The sequence below is a fragment of the Vibrio sp. 070316B genome (assembly GCF_013114115.1).
Lineage (GTDB): Bacteria > Pseudomonadota > Gammaproteobacteria > Enterobacterales > Vibrionaceae > Vibrio > Vibrio chagasii_B.
Map to the genome: position 1 here is coordinate 1 of NZ_VTYC01000010.1, position 21,965 is coordinate 21,965.

A 21,965-nucleotide genomic window follows, 5' to 3' on the forward strand; every position below is an offset into this window, starting at 1 on the left:
ACGTATAAAAGTGAAACTAAAAGGCCTGACTCCGATAGAATATCGAACTCAGGCCTTGAAAGCCGCTTAACAGAAATGTCCAACTTTACGGGGTCACTTCACAATCTGATAGGGCTTTCTAATTGAGTGCAGATTAGCTGCTTACGCTTTTGCTGTTTTCTGGGTCACTTGCGATTCAATCACGCCATCTTCCACCTGAGTGGTGATCACTTCACCGACTTCGACATCGTTAATCGATGACACAGTCTTGCTCGAAGCTGAATGAGTAATGCTGTAACCACGCTTTAGGGTTGCCAGTGGACTAACGGTCTCTAATTTCTCGGCAGCCATCGCTAGCTGGTGGCGAGTGGTGAGCAGTGTCTTATCCATCGCATCCAATAGCTTTTGCTCTGAACGCTGCAGATGCAGTTTTTGTTCACCCAAGCGCTTAACTGGCGAATTCAATTGAAGCTGATGTTGCTTACGCTCGACACGCTGTGCATGCTGCTTTAGGTATTGAGCCATACCGCGACGCAGACGCATATCTAGATCATCAAGTTGCTGGCTTTGCTTTTGCAGTTGGTAGCTTGGATGTTGTCTTTCTAAGCGGTGTTTCAATGCTTGAGTCGATTGCGCTTGCTTGATTAATACGTGGCGAATCGCACTGACTAAGCGAGCACGTTTAGAGGCAAAAGCTTGTTCTTTATGACTGTTGTCACGGCTAACCAATTCAGCCGCAGCGGATGGAGTAGGGGCTCGCATATCGGCAACGAAATCGGCAATAGTAACATCCACTTCGTGACCAACGGCGCTGATGATCGGGATTTGGCTTGCGGCAATAGTGCGAGCAACGATCTCGTTGTTGAAGCACCATAGGTCTTCCAGTGAGCCGCCACCACGGCCGACGATTAGCACATCACACTCATTACGCTCATTGGCACGTCCAATCGCCTGAGCAATCTGAATCGCCGCCTCTTCGCCTTGAACCATGGTTGGGTACACCACCACAGGTAACGAAGGGTCACGACGCTTAAGTACGTCCAAGATATCGTAGAGAGCGGCACCGGTTTTAGAGGTGACAACACCAACGCGCTTTGGATGCTCAGGAAGAGCTTGCTTACTCGATTGAGCGAACAGCCCTTCTGCGGCGAGGTTCATCTTCAGCTTTTCAAACTCTTGCTGAAGTTTACCGTCACCTTCTGGCTGCATGCTTTCGATGATAAGTTGGTAGTCACCGCGTGGCTCATAGAGAGACAGGCGAGCTTTAACTAATACTTGATTGCCGTTCTGAGGCTTAAAGGTGACTCGGCGGTTATTGCCACGAAACATGGCGCACTTAACTTGAGCGCGAGAATCTTTAAGGGTGAGGTACCAGTGACCAGAGACAGGTGCAGAGAAGTTTGAGATTTCACCAACGAGCCACACTATTCCCATTTCGTTTTCTAATAGGAGACGAACCTCTGAGTTGAGGCGAGAAACAGTAAAGATGTTTGGATTAGTCATAGAAGCACTATCTTTCCTTGCAGGAAGGTCTTTCTTGTAATCTCACAGGGCGTGAGTATGGAAGATAGCGGCAATATAATACATATCAAGGGGGTAAATGCAAATTAAAAATACAAAAATGTGTAGCCAAGCGATTTCCCCGTGCGTATAATCCCTCCGCAATATCTAATCCAAAGCACTTCATTATGCGAAACGATGAAGTCGGATTTTTCTTTCTACTCCTCAATTGTGAGATATTGCAAATGCTAAGAATTGCCAAAGAAGCGCTGACATTCGATGACGTACTACTCGTGCCAGCTCACTCCACTGTTCTCCCAAACACAGCTGATCTTCGCACTCAGTTGACTAAAAACATTTCACTGAACATCCCTATGATTTCTGCGTCGATGGATACCGTGACGGAAGCTCGTCTGGCTATCGCACTCGCGCAAGAAGGTGGCATTGGCTTTATCCACAAGAACATGTCTATCGAGCAACAAGCTGAAATGGTTCGCCAGGTTAAAATTTACGAAGCAGGTGTGGTTTCTCATCCTGTAACTGTAAGCCCTGACGCAACGATTGCTGACGTTGTTGCCCTGACTGAGAAGCACGGTTTTGCTGGCTTCCCTGTAGTGACTGAAACAAACGAACTGGTTGGTATCATTACTGGCCGTGACGTTCGCTTTGTAACAGACCTTTCTAAGAAAGTTGACGTAGTAATGACGCCTAAATCGCGTCTAGCTTCTGTTAAAGAAGGTGCAACTCGCGAAGAAGTTCAAGAGAAAATGCACGAAGCACGTGTTGAAAAAGTACTTGTTGTAAATGATGACTTCCAACTAACAGGAATGATCACTGCAAAAGACTTCCACAAAGCAGAACGTAAACCAAACGCTTGTAAAGATGAGCGCGGCAGCCTACGTGTAGGTGCAGCTGTTGGTGCTGGTGCTGGTAATGAAGAGCGTGTTGCTGCTCTTGTTGAAGCTGGCGTAGACGTTCTACTTATCGACTCTTCACACGGTCACTCTGAAGGCGTACTTAACCGTATCCGTGAAACTCGCGCTGCATACCCAGATCTACAAATCATCGGTGGTAACGTAGCAACTGGCGCTGGCGCTCGTGCTCTTATCGAAGCGGGTGTAAGTGCAGTTAAAGTTGGTATCGGCCCTGGTTCTATCTGTACAACTCGTATCGTTACTGGTGTTGGTGTTCCTCAAGTAACAGCAATCGCAGACGCAGCGGAAGTTGCAAACGAATACGGTATTCCAGTAATCGCAGATGGCGGTATCCGTTTCTCTGGTGATATCTGTAAAGCTATCGTTGCTGGCGCATCTTGTGTGATGGTTGGTTCAATGTTCGCAGGTACTGAAGAAGCACCAGGTGAGGTTATCCTTTACAACGGTCGTTCTTACAAGTCTTACCGTGGTATGGGTTCTCTTGGCGCTATGTCTCAAGGTTCTTCTGACCGTTACTTCCAATCTGACAACGCTGCAGACAAGCTTGTTCCAGAAGGTATTGAAGGTCGTATCGCATACAAAGGTCGTCTAAAAGAGATCGTTCACCAACAAATGGGTGGTCTACGCTCGAGCATGGGCCTAACAGGTTCTGCGACGATTGAAGACATGCGTACTAAAGCTGAGTTTGTTCGTATCTCTGGTGCGGGCATGAAAGAATCTCACGTACACGATGTTCAAATCACTAAAGAAGCACCTAACTACCGTTTAGGTTAATAATACGTCCAAACGTTTGAATAATGTGCTGATTAAGTCGGCACATTACTATACCAATCGTAGTAAATAACTGGTCATCCTAGCTTGTTAAAAACCTCGATAACTTCGTTAGGATTTTTGATTGTAGAATAACTACTTATCAGAAAATCCTGCCTTGTTCTCAAGCTTTTTTCCTGCGCTATTCCTGAACACTTACTTACTGTGATTGGTATTATATCTACCACCTGTTTTGTTGAACGTATGATTTTGCAAAACACGAGGTTAAAGATATCTAACGAAAACGTTTGCTTTATTTCTTGAAGAGTTAATCAGAGGTGAGTAAACTCGCCTCCGTTTGATCACATAGCCAATAAGACTGCTTAAAATGACTAAAAATATTCATGACCAACGTATTCTAATTCTAGACTTCGGTTCTCAATACACACAGCTAGTTGCTCGTCGTATTCGTGAGATCGGTGTTTACTGTGAACTTTGGAGCTGGGACGTAGACGAAGCGGATATTCGTGAATTCAATCCAGACGGTATCATCCTATCTGGTGGCCCTGAAAGTGTAACGGAAGAGAACTCTCCACGTGCACCTCAGTACGTGTTTGATTCAGGTGTTCCTGTATTTGGTATCTGCTACGGCATGCAAACTATGGCTGAGCAACTTGGCGGCAAAGTAGCAACGTCTACTGAGCGTGAGTTCGGCTACGCAGCGGTACAAGTAACTGGCGAATCAGCACTTTTCGCTGATCTTGAGTCTACTCAAGATGTTTGGATGAGCCACGGTGACAAAGTGGTTGAGATCCCAGCTGATTTCACAAAGATCGCTGAAACAGACACTTGCCCATACGCAGCAATGGCAAACGAAGAGAAGAAATACTTCGGTGTTCAATTCCACCCAGAAGTAACACACACTAAGAACGGCCTGAAAATGCTTGAGAACTTCGTTCTTAACGTTTGTGGTTGTGAAGGTCTGTGGACTTCAGCTTCAATCATTGAAGATGCAGTTGCACGTATTAAAGAGCAAGTAGGTGACGACGAAGTTATCCTTGGTCTTTCTGGTGGTGTTGATTCATCAGTAGTTGCAATGCTTGCGCACCGCGCTATCGGTGACAAACTAACGTGTGTATTCGTAGATAACGGCCTTCTTCGTCTGAACGAAGCTGATCAAGTTATGGAGATGTTTGGCAACAAGTTTGGCCTAAACATCATCAAGGTTGATGCTGAAGATCGTTTCCTTAAAGCACTTGAAGGTGAAGCTGAGCCGGAAGCTAAGCGTAAGATCATCGGTCACGTATTCGTAGATATCTTCGATGAAGAGTCTAAGAAACTGTCTAATGCTAAGTGGCTTGCTCAAGGTACTATCTACCCAGACGTAATCGAGTCTGCTGCATCTAAGACTGGTAAAGCACACGTAATCAAATCTCACCACAACGTTGGTGGCCTTCCTGATGATATGGAAATGGGTCTTGTTGAGCCTCTACGTGAGCTGTTTAAAGATGAAGTACGTAAGATCGGTCTAGAACTTGGTCTTCCATACAACATGCTTTACCGCCACCCATTCCCGGGTCCAGGTCTAGGTGTTCGTGTTCTTGGTGAAATCAAGAAAGAGTACTGTGATCTACTGCGTCGCGCAGATGCTATCTTCATTGAAGAGCTTCACGCTGCTGACCTTTACCACAAAGTATCTCAAGCATTCACGGTATTCCTACCAGTACGTTCAGTTGGCGTAATGGGCGATGGCCGTAAGTACGATTGGGTTGTATCTCTACGTGCTGTAGAAACGATCGACTTCATGACTGCTCATTGGGCGCACCTACCATACGACTTCCTAGGTAAGGTTTCTAACCGCATTATCAACGAAGTTGATGGCATTTCACGTGTTGTTTACGACATCTCTGGTAAGCCACCAGCAACTATCGAGTGGGAATAATCTCTTAGAGATTTAACCGATATTTGATATAGCTATTAAAAGCCTCGAACTCAGTTCGGGGCTTTTTTATTTCTAACACCCGTAGGTAATGGTCGTGGTTTGAGGGGGATTGAGCGTAAGAAACCAAATTAGTTGGAAACTAGATATCAGCTCAAGAAACCATGAGACGCATTGTTACCTTCAACTATACATAAAACTATCACTCGCACTTTTTATAAAATCACACCGCAACAGCTAGGCCATTTGTCACGTGCCGCATACTCTTTGATGGACTTATTAAGGACAGATAAGAGAATCCACCATGTTAAAAATCAAATATTTGGCGACAGTATTGGGCTGCACTTTAGCAGCACAAAGTCATGCGTCTTTGAACATTCAACCTGATCCGCAAAACCCGAATGGTTACCTTATTGAGAAGTCGGCTTTACAAGCTGCTGAGCAAGCGAAAACCTCGGACCCTATGTATGCGATCTGGTCACAGGCACTACAAACTCGTTCGAACACCATCGTTGAAGCGATTGAACCCGGTTTATCTTCCAACCCTGAGAACGTAAAGCGGGTTGAGCGCGTATTCCCTCAATCTGAATGGGATTTCCTTACTCAGATGGCTGCGCCTGAATACACTTACACTCGTTTCTTACGCGCGATTGGTAAATTCCCCGCGTTTTGTGGAGAGTACACTGATGGTCGTGATTCTGACGCCATCTGTAAGAAATCCATCATCACAGCCTTTGCTCATTTCTCTCAAGAGACGGGCGGTCACATCGCGATAGACAACACCTCTGATAACCCATTGGCTCTCGAAGAGTGGCAGCAAGCGCTGGTACATGTTCGTGAGATGGGGTGGTCTGAAGGGCAAGAAGGTTACACAACTGGCTGTGGTCAGAACGATTGGCAAAATGCACGCTGGCCATGTGCGGCAGGGCAGGGTTATTTCGGCCGTGGTGCAAAACAGCTTTCTTACCACTTTAACTACGGCGCTTTCTCTGAAGTAATGTTCGATGGTGATGCAACGGTTCTGCTGAATAATCCGGGCCTAGTTGCAGATTCATGGTTGAACTTGGCTTCGGCTATATGGTTCTTCTTAACGCCACAAGCACCGAAGCCAGCGATGCTGCATGTTATTGACCGTACTTGGACACCATCTCAACGTGAACTGGATGCGGGCATTGGTTATGGCTTTGGTACCACCATCAACGTAATCAACGGTGGTATTGAGTGTGGTGAACAGAATAAAGATAAAGGCCAACCGGTTAACCGCATTCGTTACTGGGAAGGGCTAGCTGCGCACTACCAGATCCCTGTTGAAGCAGACGAAAAGAATACCTGTTGGCAGCAAACGCCATACGGAAGCTTGAACCTCAACGGCGCAACAGATGTGCTGTACACCAACTGGGATGGCAACTGGAAATACTACGCAGATCGCCCAGAAGGTTACTCATTTGAGTGTGAGTTAGTCGGCTTCCAAACTGCATACTCTGCATTAGTACCGGGCGATTACGAGAAGTGTGTGACTAACTTCTATGGATCTCATGCAAGTTGGCCTGAAGTGAAGGTGGTCGATAAGCTTGATCCGGTAGACCCAGGAACCGACCCTGGTGGTAACGGCTGGAGTGCGACTAAGGTTTACAACGCCGGTGACCAAGTGACTCACAACGGCGCAACCTACGAAGCGAAATGGTGGACACAAGGGGATGACCCTGCCAATGGTGGCCCTTGGAAACTAGTAGCAGGTGAGCCAACACCACCAGTTGTGACAGATCCAACGCCTGTTGATCCTGCTCCTGTCGATCCAGAACCAGTAGACCCAACACCCGTTGAACCGCCTGTGACAGAGCCACCAGTGGTTGTCGATCCATCTGAATTTATTACGTGGCAAGCCGGTGTTAGCCAAGTGAGTAATGGCGATAAAGTGACGCATAACGGTAAGTGCTTCGTGGCTAAAAACGGCCCAGGTGTTTGGGAAAGCCCAGTTCAATCGAATTGGTTCTGGGATGAAATCAGCTGCAATTAATCATTCAGCCAATTAAGTACCTTAACTGATTAATCAAAGCCGAAAGTGATTGCTTTCGGCTTTTGCGTTTCGGCTTTACGTTCCTCGATGATCTAACGTGACACTTCTTAGCTGAATGCTAATTTTCCATTTAGAGAATAAAGTCCTGTACAAATGCTTTTTGTGAATTTATATTCACTTTTAAATTATACTTATTCTTTATTTTAGGGTTAAGGTTTACCTATGGAACAGACAGATATCACGTCACTCATCCCCATTGTTATTACTTTGGTGTTGTCGTTGGCGACAAGGAATGTAGTGATTGGCCTTTTTGCTGGCGTACTCAGTGGTGTAGCTATGCTCACCGGAATGTTTAGTGAACTAAACCCTCTTGATACCTTTGGGACCATGGTCAAAGGCTACCTAGTGCCACAGCTTACTGATAGCTACAATGCTGGCGTCATTATGCTGTTGGTATTCATCGGTGGCTTTGTTGCTTTGATGGAGAAGTCGGGTGGTGGTGTCGCGTTTGCCAAGCGTGTGACGGAGTGGGTAAGTAACAAGTGCCAAGCTCAACTGTCTGCTTGGTTTGGAGGAATCGTGATATTTTTCTCTGACTTAGGTACTCCGTTAATTGTTGGTCCTGTCTTTCGTCCCCTTTTCGATAAACTGAAACTTTCTAGACAGAAACTGGCATTCATCATTGACTCAACATCATCACCTGTCGCGATCCTTATCCCTTTTATCGGGTGGGGTGTTTACATCATGAGTCTGATTCAAAAAGAGTTTACGGCTTTGAATGTCAACATGTCTGATTGGGATGCTTTTATCGGTGCGATTCCTTTTCAGTTCTACGCATTCTTAGCGATTTTCATTGTTCCTTTGGTTTCAGTTAAAGGTTTAGACTTCGGACCAATGGCAAAAGCGGAACGTGATTGCCAAGCCGGAATCAACTCTGGCGTGAACAGCGAATCACTCAATCCTTTCTCGCATAAAAATGCAAAGGCCTCTTTTGTTTGGGCACCATTGTTAGTGATGCTGGTGGTATTGTGTGCCATGTTAGTTCCACAAGGTTTCCCATTTCAAAAGGTCGCGGGCTCATCATTCAGAGCAGCACTGTCTTCGGCTTATTTCTTTGCCGCGATTACCTTGATCTCGCTGATGGCTTACTACGGCGTGAGAAAACTGTCGGATGGCGTTTCTGTGTACCTAAAAGGCATGGGTAACATGATGCCGGTTGCGATTATTTTGGTACTGGCGTGGGCATTAAGCACGATTGGTAAAGAGTTAGGTGCAGCGGCTTATATTGCAGAACAAGCGCAGAGCGGTTTCCCTTACTGGTTAGTGCCTGCTGTTGCTTTCTTGTTGTCGGCTATCATCTCATTCGCTACGGGCTCTTCGTGGGGAACCTTTGCCATCATGATGCCGTTGGTTATCCCAACCGCGATTGCCACTGATGCGCCGCTGTTGGTTGCGATTGGTGCGGTGCTTTCCGGTGGTTTGTTTGGTGATCACTGCTCACCAATATCTGAAACCACCATCCTCTCTTCAACAGGTGCCGGATGTGACCAGTTTGAACACTTTAAGACGCAGTTACCTTACGCATTAATGAACGGTTGTATTGCTTTAGTGAGCTTTGTTGTCGCAGGCTTAACTGGTAGCTCGTTGGTTGTGTTAGGTGCGCTTGTCGCTCAATTGGTTGTGGTGACACTGCTAGCCAAGCGCGACGCGAGTAAAAATGCATCTTCAGAAGTTCAATCTCAAGTGTCTGAATCTAAACCACAACAAGCATAATTTAAGATTTCAACTGAGAGACTAGATATGGGATGCGAGTAAACGAGTATCGAAGAGCTCGCTCTATCGTTGTTTATTTGATACCTCGCACCTCCCTTTTTCTATCCGTCATTCCCTATAGCGAGGCACGAGCGTAGTAGGGAATCTCTTGCGTTTGACGTTGGTGGGGATACCTAAAGGAGATTCCAGACATCTCGTCCCTCGATTCTGGAATGACGGTTGAGTGAGTAGATACGGGATGCGAGTAAACGAGCAACGAAGAGCTCGCTCTCTATTGTCTAAGTTTGATGCTAAGGGCTCTCGCTTACTCAAATCTGGAGATTCTTTTCTCATCCCGCATCTCGTTCCCCGCATCTAAGTTACACTCGTTTCTTCCTAACCATCTCAACATGCACTCCATTCGTCATTCCCTGTAGCGAGGCACGAGCGTAGTAGGGAATCTCTTGTGTTTATCGTTGGTGTGGATATCTAAGGAGATTCCAGACATCTCGCCCCTCGATTCTGGAATGACGACTTAAGGAGCAGATACGGGATACGAGTGAGCGAGTGGCGAAGAGCGCACTCTCTATTGTTTTTCGTATCTCGAATCCTGTTTACTCGAATCTAAACACGCTCTTCGCATCCTGTATCCCGTTACTCGCATCTTTTCTATAGCGTGGTAGGGAATCTCCAACGCATAGCTTCCGTGAATGTAAACCGCAGAAACCAAATTAAAATCCCAATAAGATCATTTCAACAACCTTAGTTTTCGATAACTGGATTATCCCAAAATCGATTTATCAATTAAAATTTTCTTACAATTTTTATTGGTTTTTTTTAACCCCCTATTTGATAAAGGTAAATTCGCAATGTCGACCAAACTAGCTAACCCAGCGCCGTTAGGCTTAATGGGTTTCGGTATGACCACTATTCTTCTTAATATCCACAACGCAGGTTTCTTTCCACTAGATTCAATGATCCTTGCGATGGGTATTTTTTACGGTGGTTTAAGCCAAGTTATCGTTGGCACAATGTGTTTCAAACGTGGTGACACGTTCGGTACAACTGCATTTACCTCTTACGGCCTATTCTGGTTGTCTCTAGTTGGTCTAATCGTAATGCCTTACATGGGCCTACCAGCAAGCCCAGCAGCATTCATGGGTTGGTACCTACTTCTATGGGGCATCTTCACAGGCTTCATGTTCATCGGTTCTCTATGCTACCCAGTAGCGAAGCAAGTAGTATTCGGCTCACTGACTATCTTGTTCTTCCTACTTGCAGCTCGTGATTTCACAGGTAGCCAACTAATCGGCACTATCGCTGGTTTCGAAGGTATCTTCTGTGGCGCTTCAGCTATCTACTTCGCAATGGCACAAGTAATCAACAACGAATACGGCCGCACAGTACTGCCAATCGGTGAGAAGAAAGCACCTCAAATGGCAACACAAGAAATCGCTGCATAATCTCGCGTTTCTTAGAAATATAAAAAAAGGGTTAGCCATGGCTAACCCTTTTTTGCATTTGCTCTAAAGAAAAACAGAATCTAGAGCAACTTATTACTTAAAAGCTGTAGTTGAAGGCCTTACGCTGAAGGCTGTTCTACTGGCTTGCTGTCTGCCACTTCAGCTTCTGGCGACTTACCCGTCTTACGCTTGTACTTCTCTTCCCAGTAAGTTGCACCTTTGATGCCTAGTTTTACAGGGTTGAATGTGTACTCGGTAACGCCTTTACTCTGTTGCTCTTCGTAGTCAGCCAAAGCTTTTAGCGCAGGCTTAGACATGAAGAAGATGATCAGAATACCAACGATGTTTAACCATGCCATCAAGCCAACACCAACGTCACCCATTGCCCATGCAAGGTTCGCTGTTTTAACTGTGCCATAGAAAACCGCAGTGATAAGAACAAGTTTAAGTACGAACATCATGCCAGGGATCTTGATGGTACGACGTAGGTAAGCAATGTTCGTTTCTGCAATGTAGTAGTAAGCAAGAATCGTTGTAAATGCGAAGAAGAACAGAGCAAATGCGATGAATGGCTTACCAACACCTGGTAGTGCGCTTTCAATCGCTAGCTGCGTAAATACAGGGCCGTTTGCACCAACGTTTGCTGCTAGGTTTTGTACAAGGAATACGCCTTCTGCGCCGCCGTGTACGTTGTAAGCACCAGTGATGATGATCATGAACGCCGTAGCAGAACAAACTAGCAGTGTATCGATGTAGATAGAGAATGATTGAACCAAACCTTGCTGAGCTGGGTGATCAACACTTGCTGCCGCAGCTGCGTGAGGACCAGTACCTTGACCCGCTTCGTTTGAGTAAACACCACGTTTAACACCCCAACCAATCGCAGCACCGAAGCCAGCCATAGGTGTGAATGCATCACCAACAATCATAGAGAACACAACAGGAACTTGGCTGATGTTTAGTAGGATGATAACGAACGCGATGATGATGTAAGCCAATGCCATGAATGGAACAACGATTTGCGTGAAGTTCGCAATACGCTTAACACCACCGAAGATGATGAAACCAAGGATGATAGCGACAACAGTACCAGTGAAAATTTTAGCGAAACTGAATGTACCGACAGCTGTTTCGATCATTGCGCCTGAACCAAATGCAGCTTCTACAGCGTTACCGATGCTGTTTGACTGAACACCTGGAAGTAAAATACCACAAGCAAAAATCGTCGCGATTGCAAAGATCCATGCGTACCACTTCTGACCCATCGCTTTCTCGATGTAGTAAGCCGGACCACCACGGAACTGGCCTTCGTCTTCTTCTTTGTAGATTTGCGCTAGCGTAGATTCTGCAAACGCAGTTGCTGCACCAAAGAAGGCTACAACCCACATCCAGAATACTGCACCAGGGCCACCGAAACCGATAGCAGCAGCAACACCTGCAATGTTACCTGTACCTACACGGCCAGATAGCGAAACAGCAAGAGCTTGGAAAGATGAGATACCTTTATTCGAACTTTTACCAGATAGTAACAAACGCCACATTTCAAAGAAGTGACGGATTTGTACAAATCGAGTCATGACCGAGTAGAACAAACCAGCACCTAAACATAGATAGATAAGTACTGGACTCCAGATTATTCCATTCAAAAAATCAACGAATGACTGCATGAGTATTTTCCCTGTTAGTTTTACTTGTGATTGTTTTTCGAACAACACAATACTTCACTTGTAACCTGAGTGTTAAATTATTTAACTGCGCATTCGGATTACTGTGACATAAAGCATGTTGTGGGAGCGAATTGTTAACGCTTAGTGCTATTTCGATAATTGTTCCATTTGAAATTAAATGCAACTGGTTGCTTTTGGTCGGGTTTTGCAAAGTGCATCAATAGTGATTAATACAAAAGTGTGAGTTGCTTGAAGGATTCAGAATGGGGTGAGAGCGAAAATTGCTCTTTTAGCCGATTGGCAGTAACGGCTATAACTGACGGGATGTTATCAATAAGTTAGAATATATCACCTCTATTTAGAGCACTGACAGCTTTAAGAGGAGGTTTTCTTTTGAAGGAGGGGATGGCAAGAGGGCACGCGATATCCGCAGCCGTGCCCAGTTAAAAGCCTGTTTTAAACAACATTGAATCCCTGTTTTATCAACTTTTGAGTGAATTCAGACTGGGTATCTGTTTCGCCATGAATCAAATGTACTTCTTTGGGGGCCACAGGAATGCCAGCAATAAAGCGCTTGAGATCTTCTTGGTCGGCGTGAGCAGAGTAGCCAGACATGCCATGAATTTGAGCATTCACCTCCACTTGCTTGTCGTCGATCGATACTTGCATTTCATCTTGTTGAAGCTCCCTCCCTAGCGTGCCGTGCGCTTGGTAGCCCGCCAGAATTACATCGGTTCGTTTATCTGGCAGTAAGGCGGATAAGTAGTTCATGATTCTGCCTCCCTGACACATACCGGAAGCCGCGACCACAATCGCAGGCTCACCAGTTGAACGCAGTCTATTGACGATTTTCTTATGCATTCTATGCCCATCGACAGTAATACACTGCTCAAATGCCAGCGGATGACGTTTCAGTTCAAGCCGTTGTTTTGCCTCTTGACCCCAGAGTTCTTTAAAGCGTCGGTAAGAGCGGGTGACTTTCAGAGCCATCGGTGAATCAAGAATGATAGGAATGTCGGCACTGAGTTGATGCTCAAAGATCAGTTGTTCAATATCAAACAGGAGTTCTTGTGTACGACCAATACTGAATGCTGGGATTAAGATGACACCACCATCAAGTAGCGAACGATCTATGATGGCTTTAAGGCGCTCGGCTCGTGTTGCAATGTCATCGTGTGTGCTCGTGCCATAGGTTGATTCGATAAACAGATAGTCGGCCTGCTGAGGAGGCATAGGGTCGGGCAGTAATGGTGTATTACTTGGCCCTAAGTCTCCTGAAAATACCACCACTTGTTGATTGGGTAACTTTATCTCGATATAGGCAGAACCCAAGATATGCCCAGCAGGTTGAAAACGAGCATACAGAGTATTTGGCCTACCATGATCCTTTCCGTTATTTTGCTTTTTAGCGGCGATAGGAAACCACTCTCCATAAGGCTTGGGAGCAATCAATGAGTGGAGCTTTTTCAGTATTAGCTTTGCTTGTTTATGGCTTAGTCCTTGAAGCTTTAAGCCGTCTTCAATCATAAGCGGGGCAAGTTCAGCGGTGGCTTGAGTGCAATAAATCGGTTGGTTGAACCCGGTGGCGAGCAACCAAGGCAGTCGCCCGATATGGTCTATGTGAGTATGAGTTAACAGCAGGGCATTGAGGTGGGAGGTTTCAAAATCGATATCAAGAGGGCGTGTGTCTTTACCCTGAACCTCTTTGCCTTGAAACAAGCCACAATCGATGAGCACGGCTTGGCCGGAATCTCTTAACTCGTGACAAGATCCTGTAACCGTATGTTTACCGCCATGGTGAATCACTTCCATCGTTTACTCCCATTGCTCTATGCCGTTGCCCGTGTTTTATTTTGCGGATAACCGTCGGCAAGTAAAACAAGAACAATGAGAGTTGCGATCGTAAGGTCTCTTTTTCGGTAATTGAGCGATAACTCAATGTTTTCGCTGCGAGTTAGCTCGTAGAAGAACGGTCGGAATCAAGCTCTGGGTTTTGTTGTGATTCCAATCTAGCAACTTCGGCATCAAGCTCTAAAATCTTCTCAGCCATTAACGCATGGCAGTGATTCGCCAGTTCTCTTGCGTCACTCAGTTTGTATCCAGATACATCAATAGGTTCAAGCATCTCGGTAATCACAATGCCGTTGTTTAGTCGGTTAAAGTCGATTTTATTGTGAGTGGTGCTTGTGCACATCGGGGTGATAGGCACACCTGCCTCAATCGCCATTCGGAAAGCGCCTGTTTTGAAAGGCAATAGCCCGCGGCCCTTACTGCGTGTTCCCTCTGGGTAAACCCACACAGAAAGGTCTCGTTGATGAATCGCTTCTGCCACTTGTTTGATGGTATCGCGCGCTTTCGACTTGTCTTCACGGTTGATCAGAATGTTCCCCGTGATCCAATACAGTAGACCAAAGAATGGCACTATCAATAAATCACGCTTTCCTAAAGAAACAGTACGCGGCCTTAGCATTCCTGGATCGGTGACAAAATCCAACACACTTTGGTGGTTAGAGATATACACGCTCTTTTCTGGTGTGGGTGCATTCTCTAGGCCACGCTGCACCAGTTTTACACCAAGGATCTTCTGTAATTGGTTGAACCAACGACAAAAAAAGTACACATGCTTAGGGTTCTTGGGGCTAAACAAGCAGTAAACAAAAGCAAATAACGTGGTGAAAATAATAAACACCGTAGCCAAGATAATACGAAGAACAGCAAGCACAATTGACTCCTTACTCACTACAAGGATGCAGTGATTAAATAGTTTTAGATAATTGAAGTTTTCACTCTATTTAACCGAAATGCAACAATTAACTGTGTGTGAGGCCTATTTTTAGATCTGTATATAAAACAATGACTAACAATCACTCACAGACAGGCTTACCGAGCTTACACGTGTTCACCAGTACGGGGTTATGAGGGCCAATATTGCTTATTTGGGTCTGATGTTTCTACCCATTCAGGATTTTGGCGAGCTTCCAAATAGAGTTGGAGGCCGTTATAAGACATGAAAGCCGCAGGGCCGCCAAGGTGTTCGAAATAGTCAAAATAATCATCTTCAAGCGCGCACAGCTGAGCTAAATCTTCCACCTTGTTCGCCAGTGCCCATTGAATCGCAAACACCGGAGCCGTTGAGCCTGCAACCGACACTTCTTCAATATTGGGGTTAAACATTGTATTAGCCTGTTCCAGCAGAATCTTTTGCTGTTCAGATTCTTGCAGCAGCACCTCATCGATGATAGCCAAACGCTTGGAATTCGAGACATTCTTGTTCAGCTTTGCAATTCTCAGTGCGTAGCTAAATCTTTCTGATGAAACTATATTGACCAGCTCAGACAGCAGTTCTTTGTCTACCCCGGCTGCCTTGGTGAAATAATCGATACAAGAGTGGATTGAAGCATAACGAGTGCCTTCAAACTCAAAGCCACTGGTTTCGTCGTAGGCCTCAATGGCGATGTTATCAAGCGACAAAGGCCAACCTTGATACTCGACTCGTTGCTTGGCTATTTGATACATCTTCCAAGCGCTGCGCCCAAAGCCACCAAGTGTCGACCCCGTAAACTCACTGTCTATTAGCTCTTGCTCAGTCCAGTTCTCACCAATGCCTAAGTGCTTAGCATACTTATCAATAAGCGCATGTTTTATCTGGTCGCGCACCGCCCAAATCGAAGTTAGGTCTTTGGCATATTTCACACTCGCGCACTCTTTACACGCTGGCAGTGCTATCGGCGTATGACCAACCTTGGCAAAAAGCGAAGCGGTTTTAGGAAACTCAACGCTGTGATCAGAAGGCTCACCACAAAACCAACAGGTGTGGCGCAGGTTGAATGGGATGTCTATGTAGGAGTATTGAGTCATTGAGCGTCTATCGGCTGAGTGTTGAGGTTGGGGACATTACGGTAAAACAATTATCTCTGTTCGGTTGTCGCCTTGCACCTGGTTTGTTTCACTTTTCCACCGAGTTTGATTTTAGTCGCTTGTTATCTGGATGGGTTGGTGGAGATATGTTTATATAAAACAGCGACTAATGGTGAATGTTGATGGGAGTGGCTGAACCGATATGTGCCGCTAGTAATCTTGTTAGGTCACTATTACTATGGAGCTAGACTCCTTACTCCAATAGCGCATATGTCTTCATCGATTCCTTTTTACGATAAAAATGCTCACCTACTTTGCCAGCAGTACCATTCTGTTGCTTTCGAAGCTGTTCATAAAAGCTGGCAAGCTTATTGGCCTTTAGAGGGCGATAAGGTGCTAGATGTAGGGGCGGGATGTGGCCGTGATGCGTTATGGATGCAAAAGGCTGGTGCGGAAGTCATCGCGATAGAACCCAGCGCGTCATTACGTGAGCAGGGCTCAGAATATACTGGGCCAGATGTTACATGGTTGGATGATTCACTCCCATCCTTGAGTCGAACTGAAAACCTTGGAATGCGTTTTGACTTGATACTGGTGAGTGCTGTGTGGATGCACCTTGCACCGTCATATCGAGAGAGAGCATTCAGAAAGTTATCTAACTTGCTCGCCCCAAATGGCAAATTGGTGATTACGCTACGTCACGGAGAGTTTCATGACGACCGAGAGGGGTATGAGGTCTCGGTTGAAGAGCTTGAGCGTTTGTCGAAGAACAGTGCTTTATTAGTGCGTCATGTCGATAACAGCCAAGACACCTTGAAGCGCAGTGAGGTTTGGTGGCAAACCGTAGTGATGACGTTGCCAGATGATGGCTCGGGTGACTTAAACAAGGTGCGCCACATTATTGTGAATGACAATAAGTCGGCTACATACAAATTGGCTCTCTTAAGAACCTTGCTACGAATCGCAGATGCTCATTCAGGTGCTGTGCTTGATCGAACCGATGGCAAAATATCTCTACCTGTGGGTTTGGTTGCTCTGTATTGGGTGAGGCAATTTAAGCGTCTGATTGATATCGATATAGAAGGCATTGGGATTCAGCAAAACAGCAACACGAGTAAAGGCCTAGGGTTTGTAAAAGACGATGGCTGGAACAAGCTCAAGCACCTCAGTGCCGATGATTTAGCGATTGGCACTCTGTTGATTGGTGATGAAGCCAAAGCACTGCAGAAGTTGTTTTCACAGACGATCAGCACCATTAAATCGGGCCCAGTGACCTTTATTTATCAAGGTTCCAAAGAGAATAAGTTGTTTGAGATACTCCCACCTCAACAGCGACGAAAGAGTCGAGAATCACTGGTTATCGATAGTGAGTTCTTAGCAAGCTTTGGTTACTTCACACTGGATGAAAGCTTATGGGAATGTTTCAGAATCTATCACTCTTGGATTGAGCCGCTAGTCGTGAATCAATGGGTGATGGAGATGCAGCGTTTTGAGTTAAATCGACAGCGCAACATTTCACTACAGACCTATCATGACTGTTTAGTCTGGATTGACCGAAACCACGACACTCGTGACGTACGCAAAAGAGTTGAGCAACTTAGAGCTGAACATGCAGACATTGTCAGTGTTTGGAGTGGGAAATCGTTAAAAAATGAGTATCACGTTGATCACTGTCTGCCTTTTGCTTACTGGCCGAATAACGATAAGTGGAACCTTTTTCCAACCACAAGCAGAGAGAATCTAAGCAAAAGTGACAAAGTGCCTACCGCTGAAAAACTTCGCGCGTCTAAACCTCGTATTCTCGAATGGTGGCAATTGGCGTGGAGTGATTCGGCTCATTTTGAACAGCAATTCTTTTCTGAAGCGGCCCTTTCTTTACCTAATATTCCACCACAGTGTCGAGACTTTGAAGAGGTGTTTGACGCAATGGGTCTGCAGGTACGTGGTGTGAAAAGTCGACTGCTAATCAATGAGTGGCATTGAGCGCCACGTTTACCCGCAAATTTAATCCTTTAACAACGGTAGAGTAAACAATGAAATACATCGGAATTGATGGCTGTAAGGCGGGTTGGATCGCTTGGATTGTCTCTGATGATCAGGAGCCAGTGTTCAAAGTAGTAAAGGCACTTGATGAGCTAGCGAGTGATTTTATCGGTTCAACGGCGCTTATCGATATGCCGATTGGTTTTAGCGATTCACAGACTCCGGATAGATTATGCGATAAAGCAGCAAGGCGCTTTCTCACCAGTAAGCGTGGCTCTTCCGTTTTTCCCGTTCCGTGCCGAGAGGCGGTTTACCAAACCAATTACATTGCGGGATGTAATGCCAATGTGGAGCAGCTTGATAAGAAGTTTTCTAAACAGACTTGGGGAATTGTGCCCAAGATTCGCGAGCTTGATGAGCTCATTGAAACTCATCCCAATCTTTCTATCAGGGAATCACATCCTGAAGTTGTGTTTGCAGCATTGAAAGACGAACCGCTGACGTTTTCCAAACGAACACAAGAAGGCAAAGAGGAACGACTTTCTATTATTCAGCAACTTGCTCCTCAATGGTGTGACGGCTTGTCGTTGGCCATTTCAAATACCAAGCGTAAAGACGTCGCGATAGATGATATTTACGATGCTTTTGTACTGATGTTGATTGCCTATTACGCTCCGCAATTATCGACCTTACCTGAACTTTCTGATGTTGGTGGAGAAGCGGATGTCGATCAGAACGGACGAGTTCGAGAGATTGTCTATTGGGACAAAACGCGCTAACAAAGCGGGCGCTCCACTGGCTTAATATGTTATTTTTCAACTCTGCTACTTTTCACTCTTACTATTTTTGAGTCTTTGATATGAAACGTTTTATTGTCGGTTGTCTGGCCACTTTGCTCAGTGCAGTGAGTTATGCTCAAGTTGCCCCTATATCTCAATGGCAATGCGACATGATGGAAAAGAACAACGTCTTGAGTAGTGGTGCGCCCGTTGGTTGTGAGCGACTATCCAAGGTGGATTTCGATTTCATTAACTTCAAAGGGGAAACGCAACAGGGCAATATGATCGTGCTTGATGTTATTGCGCCTGCTGTTGAACAAATCTTTTCAGAGCTTAAACAACGCAATTTCCCTCTTCATTCCGCTCGCCTAATGCGTGAATTCAGAGGTGATGATAGCGCCTCAATGGACGCGAACAACAGCAGTGCCTTTAACGCTCGTCCTGTCACTGGTGGAGGAGGTTGGTCGAAGCATGCCTATGGTGTGGCGATAGACATCAACCCAGTTCAAAATCCTTTCTTAGAGTTCGATAGCAACGGAACCATCACGGTAAAGCCATCACAATCTGCGACTCGCTATGTGAACCGTACTCGCTTTCGTGCTCGTGACGAAATTGAACGCCGAGGCATGGCAGAAGACGTGGTTGAGCTGTTTGCCCATCACGGATTTATGATCTGGGGAGGGGATTGGAATAGCCCAATCGATACCCAGCATTTTGAGGTCGGCTCAAGAAAATTCGTTAACCAACTGCTCTCTAAACCACAACCTGAAGCCAAAGTGTTATTTGAGCGCTACGTCGAATCTTATCGACAGTGCTACCTCAAAAATAAAGGTGAGAACGCAGAAAAAGCTCGAGCTATCTGTGCAAAGAAAACAGTCGGGACTTTTTAGTGCTATGTTTATCTAGAACCGTTTGTGTTTTAGCAAGTTAAACTCGCTTCAGGTGTGTTTTGAATAGCTAAGGTCAGCGCTTGTCGTTGGCCTTTTTTGTATTCATTTTTTTAATAGAACACCACGTATTGAACAGGTTATTGGGTATCCATTAGTCAATAATCGATAAGCGAATGCAACGCAAAGTCATCGGTTTGTCATTGAAAAACTCATAGCGTTAACGTTTTGTGAGAACCATTACTGGTGGGGGAACTCTTTGCCGAATCGCCAGTATTATTAGTGAACTGATCACAACGGACCAACTAATGAAAAAGATACCTTTGGCTCTAACTCTTTTAAGCACTCTACTTTTTTCACAATATTCTTTGGCTACAGACACTTCACACACCACTCAAAACCCGACTTACGAACTCGATGGTAAGGCGGTATTAGGCCGTACAGAGAATGTGTACCTCTCTAGTGTTCAAGGGCTTAAAGATGTTCCTTTCATTGGTAAAATTGATACCGGTGCAGAAACCACTTCTATGCATGCTGAAGACATTCATGTGAAGAGCACGAATGCCGACTACAAAAACCTCAAAGACAAAGAGTTGATGGCGGCAATAACCGAAGACCTGTTGAACAATTCCGATGTTGATTACGATGATTGGGGTGGCAGTACCTTTACAAAATATGAAGCGGTGGTCTCTTTCAAGGTTCAAAACCCACGTACGGGTGACATGGTATTAATTAAAGCGCCTTTAGAGCGTGTCAGCATGATACGAAGCCGTACCAGCAGCACGCCTTTGCTTCGCCCGACCATTAAAATGTCGCTGACCATCGCAGACCAAGAGCTAAAAACCGATGTTAACCTGACAGACAGAAGCCACTTCTCTGCGCCTGTATTGATCGGTAAAACCTTCCTAGCGGATAACGCACTGGTATTTGCTGGCTACGACTATTTGCAAGAGCAAGAGAACGCAACCGTGGTTGGCCGTAAAGAGGTGGTGTCTATCTCGGGAATGGATATGAATGCGACTTTCTCGTTAAAGAACCGCTACAGCATTTTGCATGCAAAAGACATCGACATAGACAAAAAGAACAAACAAGTGACGTTTGATATGTTCGACAACAATGGCAAGCAAAAAGAGATGACATTGCCGTTGGTTCGTATGCTAAGCGTGAGTGGTAAGAAGAGACCTTTAGTCTATGTTCCCGTTCAACTGGATGAGAACACCACCAAAGACGTTCTGGTTTACCTACGTGAGCGTTCAAGTAGTGAGTCACAGTTGAGATTTGGAACCAGTACCGCTAGCGAACTCTTCATGATAGACACCAGTGCTGAAAACATTTTATCAGAAGGTTCAGAGAGCTTTAGTGATGTGGCGGAGTCGGGTGAGCCTATGATTATCTCACCGGAAGAGGACATCACACTGGATGACTTCCCGCTTAAGGCTGTGGCTTCTTTTACTGTAAACACGCCTCTATTGAAGGTGGACAGCTTTGAGATTGTCGGCAAGGGTAAAGATGAATCCGTTGAGTTTTACCTAACTGACGCGAATGGCGAACAGCAGAAGGTCACAAAGCCAATCATTAAAAAGCTTAAAGTCGGAGATGATAGTCGCCCAGTTGTAAGTGGTGAGTTCTCGGCCTCTGGCAAGGTTCGCACACAAGAGTTTGCTATAGATGTGCTAAACAGCAATGAAAAAGAAGCTTACTTCATTCTCGGTAAGAAGATGGCCAAAGAGGGTGTTTATGTAAACACGCGCTCTGACTACCTATTGAAAGCCGAGCCTCTGTTTAAAGTAGGGCACATTGAAGTGGTTGAAGTGAACGGCATGACATTCCCTGCCAAGCTAGATACCGGTGCTGATGTGAGCTCAATGAACGCGGTGAACATTAAGAGATTTAAGAAAGATGGCCAAGACATGGTGACCTTTACTTATCAGAACAACCAAGGCGATAAGCAAGAGTTCACCAAGCCAGTGATTGATGTGATGCGCATTAAGGCGAAGAAAGGCGAGAAGGTTAACATTCGCCCTGTCGTCGAAATGAAAGTGAAGCTAGGCGACCTAGAAAAAGAGGTGAGAGTGAACCTTCAAGACCGTTCTCGCTTCGAATACAGCATGATTCTAGGTAAGAACTTCCTGAAGTACGGCGCGGTAGTAAGTAGTGATGAAGATTACGTACTAGGGAAAATGGAGTAACGCCTTAACTTACTAAAGCTAAATTGAACAGTTCTAAACGGCCACACATTTCAGTAATGGGATGTGTGGTTTTTTAATAACTAACTGCTTTGATGAGTTATTTGCTAGTTGCTTTGCCGTTGAACTCATCTCATTTTGTGGGCTTTAGGCAAACAAAAAGGGCCAACTCTTTCGAGTTGGCCCTTTCCAAACGTTTGATGGAGCTGGCGGGAGTTGATCTTGTAATTAAAATTGTTGGTATATAACTAACTATACTTGGTTTGATTA

Annotated in this window: 15 protein-coding genes; 10 read left to right on the forward strand and 5 right to left on the reverse strand. The window is 45.4% G+C overall.

What is annotated here, in order from left to right; genetic code table 11:
* Positions 1-70 (forward strand): IS3 family transposase (locus tag F0251_RS24655; protein ID WP_367613550.1); only part of this gene is annotated, 70 nt, incomplete at its 5' end.
* A 71-nt stretch (positions 71-141) separates the two neighbouring features.
* On the opposite strand, the gene xseA is transcribed toward F0251_RS24655, so the two are convergent.
* Positions 142-1,482 carry an exodeoxyribonuclease VII large subunit gene (gene xseA / locus F0251_RS10020; protein WP_105059091.1) on the reverse strand — a complete coding sequence of 447 codons (1,341 nt, stop codon included), beginning with the start codon at positions 1,480-1,482 and terminating at the stop codon, positions 142-144.
* Between the two features lie 242 nt (positions 1,483-1,724).
* Here xseA and guaB point away from each other — a divergent pair, with 242 nt between their 5' ends.
* The 5 genes from guaB to F0251_RS10045 all read left to right on the forward strand — a co-directional run bounded on the left by guaB (position 1,725) and on the right by F0251_RS10045 (position 10,335).
* Positions 1,725-3,188: an IMP dehydrogenase gene (gene guaB, locus F0251_RS10025; protein WP_061033280.1), complete on the forward strand. Its 1,464-nt coding sequence runs from the start codon at positions 1,725-1,727 to the stop codon at positions 3,186-3,188.
* A 364-nt stretch (positions 3,189-3,552) separates the two neighbouring features.
* Positions 3,553-5,106, forward strand: coding sequence for a glutamine-hydrolyzing GMP synthase (gene guaA, locus F0251_RS10030; RefSeq protein ID WP_008223338.1), 1,554 nt, complete (start codon positions 3,553-3,555; stop codon positions 5,104-5,106).
* Positions 5,107-5,407: 301 nt separating this feature from the next.
* On the forward strand, positions 5,408-7,120 hold the full coding sequence (locus F0251_RS10035) for a chitinase (RefSeq protein ID WP_171730906.1): 1,713 nt from the start codon (positions 5,408-5,410) through the stop codon (positions 7,118-7,120).
* A 222-nt stretch (positions 7,121-7,342) separates the two neighbouring features.
* Positions 7,343-8,893, forward strand: a complete 1,551-nt coding sequence (locus tag F0251_RS10040; RefSeq protein WP_171730907.1) for a Na+/H+ antiporter NhaC family protein — start codon at positions 7,343-7,345, stop codon at positions 8,891-8,893.
* An 848-nt stretch (positions 8,894-9,741) separates the two neighbouring features.
* Positions 9,742-10,335 carry a GPR1/FUN34/YaaH family transporter gene (locus F0251_RS10045; RefSeq protein WP_004737553.1) on the forward strand — a complete coding sequence of 198 codons (594 nt, stop codon included), beginning with the start codon at positions 9,742-9,744 and terminating at the stop codon, positions 10,333-10,335.
* A gap of 119 nt (positions 10,336-10,454) precedes the next feature.
* Here F0251_RS10045 and F0251_RS10050 read toward each other — a convergent pair whose 3' ends face one another.
* The 4 genes from F0251_RS10050 to F0251_RS10065 all read right to left on the reverse strand — a co-directional run bounded on the left by F0251_RS10050 (position 10,455) and on the right by F0251_RS10065 (position 15,860).
* Positions 10,455-12,002, reverse strand: coding sequence for a sodium:alanine symporter family protein (locus F0251_RS10050; RefSeq protein WP_008223346.1), 1,548 nt, complete (start codon positions 12,000-12,002; stop codon positions 10,455-10,457).
* 456 nt (positions 12,003-12,458) lie between these two features.
* Positions 12,459-13,814 carry an MBL fold metallo-hydrolase gene (locus F0251_RS10055; protein ID WP_171730908.1) on the reverse strand — a complete coding sequence of 452 codons (1,356 nt, stop codon included), beginning with the start codon at positions 13,812-13,814 and terminating at the stop codon, positions 12,459-12,461.
* Positions 13,815-13,956: 142 nt separating this feature from the next.
* On the reverse strand, positions 13,957-14,724 hold the full coding sequence (locus F0251_RS10060; protein ID WP_171730909.1) for a 1-acylglycerol-3-phosphate O-acyltransferase: 768 nt from the start codon (positions 14,722-14,724) through the stop codon (positions 13,957-13,959).
* A 191-nt stretch (positions 14,725-14,915) separates the two neighbouring features.
* Positions 14,916-15,860, reverse strand: coding sequence for a hypothetical protein (locus tag F0251_RS10065; protein WP_171730910.1), 945 nt, complete (start codon positions 15,858-15,860; stop codon positions 14,916-14,918).
* Positions 15,861-16,130: 270 nt separating this feature from the next.
* On the opposite strand from F0251_RS10065, the gene F0251_RS10070 reads away from it, so the two are divergent.
* The 4 genes from F0251_RS10070 (at position 16,131) to F0251_RS10085 (ending at position 21,698) form a co-directional block, all read left to right on the forward strand.
* Complete coding sequence (locus F0251_RS10070; protein WP_171730911.1) at positions 16,131-17,843, forward strand: bifunctional 2-polyprenyl-6-hydroxyphenol methylase/3-demethylubiquinol 3-O-methyltransferase UbiG; 1,713 nt, start codon at positions 16,131-16,133, stop codon at positions 17,841-17,843.
* Between the two features lie 50 nt (positions 17,844-17,893).
* Positions 17,894-18,622 carry a DUF429 domain-containing protein gene (locus F0251_RS10075; RefSeq protein ID WP_171730912.1) on the forward strand — a complete coding sequence of 243 codons (729 nt, stop codon included), beginning with the start codon at positions 17,894-17,896 and terminating at the stop codon, positions 18,620-18,622.
* 80 nt (positions 18,623-18,702) lie between these two features.
* The gene (locus F0251_RS10080; RefSeq protein ID WP_065104999.1) at positions 18,703-19,512 is read left to right on the forward strand and encodes a M15 family metallopeptidase; all 810 of its coding nucleotides are present in this window, start codon (positions 18,703-18,705) and stop codon (positions 19,510-19,512) included.
* A 305-nt stretch (positions 19,513-19,817) separates the two neighbouring features.
* Positions 19,818-21,698 (forward strand): RimK/LysX family protein, encoded by a 1,881-nt coding sequence (locus tag F0251_RS10085; RefSeq protein WP_171730913.1) that lies wholly within the window; start codon positions 19,818-19,820, stop codon positions 21,696-21,698.
* Positions 21,699-21,965 lie beyond the last annotated feature (267 nt).

Coding starts and splice junctions, on each gene's coding strand:
- F0251_RS10080 (WP_065104999.1), top strand. CDS start 18,703: ATGAAACGTTTTATTGTCGGTTGTCTGGCCACTTTGCTCAGTGCAGTG.
- F0251_RS10065 (WP_171730910.1), bottom strand. CDS start 15,860: ATGACTCAATACTCCTACATAGACATCCCATTCAACCTGCGCCACACC.
- F0251_RS10070 (WP_171730911.1), top strand. CDS start 16,131: ATGTCTTCATCGATTCCTTTTTACGATAAAAATGCTCACCTACTTTGC.
- F0251_RS10050 (WP_008223346.1), bottom strand. CDS start 12,002: ATGCAGTCATTCGTTGATTTTTTGAATGGAATAATCTGGAGTCCAGTA.
- F0251_RS10045 (WP_004737553.1), top strand. CDS start 9,742: ATGTCGACCAAACTAGCTAACCCAGCGCCGTTAGGCTTAATGGGTTTC.
- F0251_RS10055 (WP_171730908.1), bottom strand. CDS start 13,814: ATGGAAGTGATTCACCATGGCGGTAAACATACGGTTACAGGATCTTGT.
- xseA (WP_105059091.1), bottom strand. CDS start 1,482: ATGACTAATCCAAACATCTTTACTGTTTCTCGCCTCAACTCAGAGGTT.
- F0251_RS10085 (WP_171730913.1), top strand. CDS start 19,818: ATGAAAAAGATACCTTTGGCTCTAACTCTTTTAAGCACTCTACTTTTT.
- guaB (WP_061033280.1), top strand. CDS start 1,725: ATGCTAAGAATTGCCAAAGAAGCGCTGACATTCGATGACGTACTACTC.
- guaA (WP_008223338.1), top strand. CDS start 3,553: ATGACTAAAAATATTCATGACCAACGTATTCTAATTCTAGACTTCGGT.
- F0251_RS10035 (WP_171730906.1), top strand. CDS start 5,408: ATGTTAAAAATCAAATATTTGGCGACAGTATTGGGCTGCACTTTAGCA.
- F0251_RS10040 (WP_171730907.1), top strand. CDS start 7,343: ATGGAACAGACAGATATCACGTCACTCATCCCCATTGTTATTACTTTG.
- F0251_RS10075 (WP_171730912.1), top strand. CDS start 17,894: ATGAAATACATCGGAATTGATGGCTGTAAGGCGGGTTGGATCGCTTGG.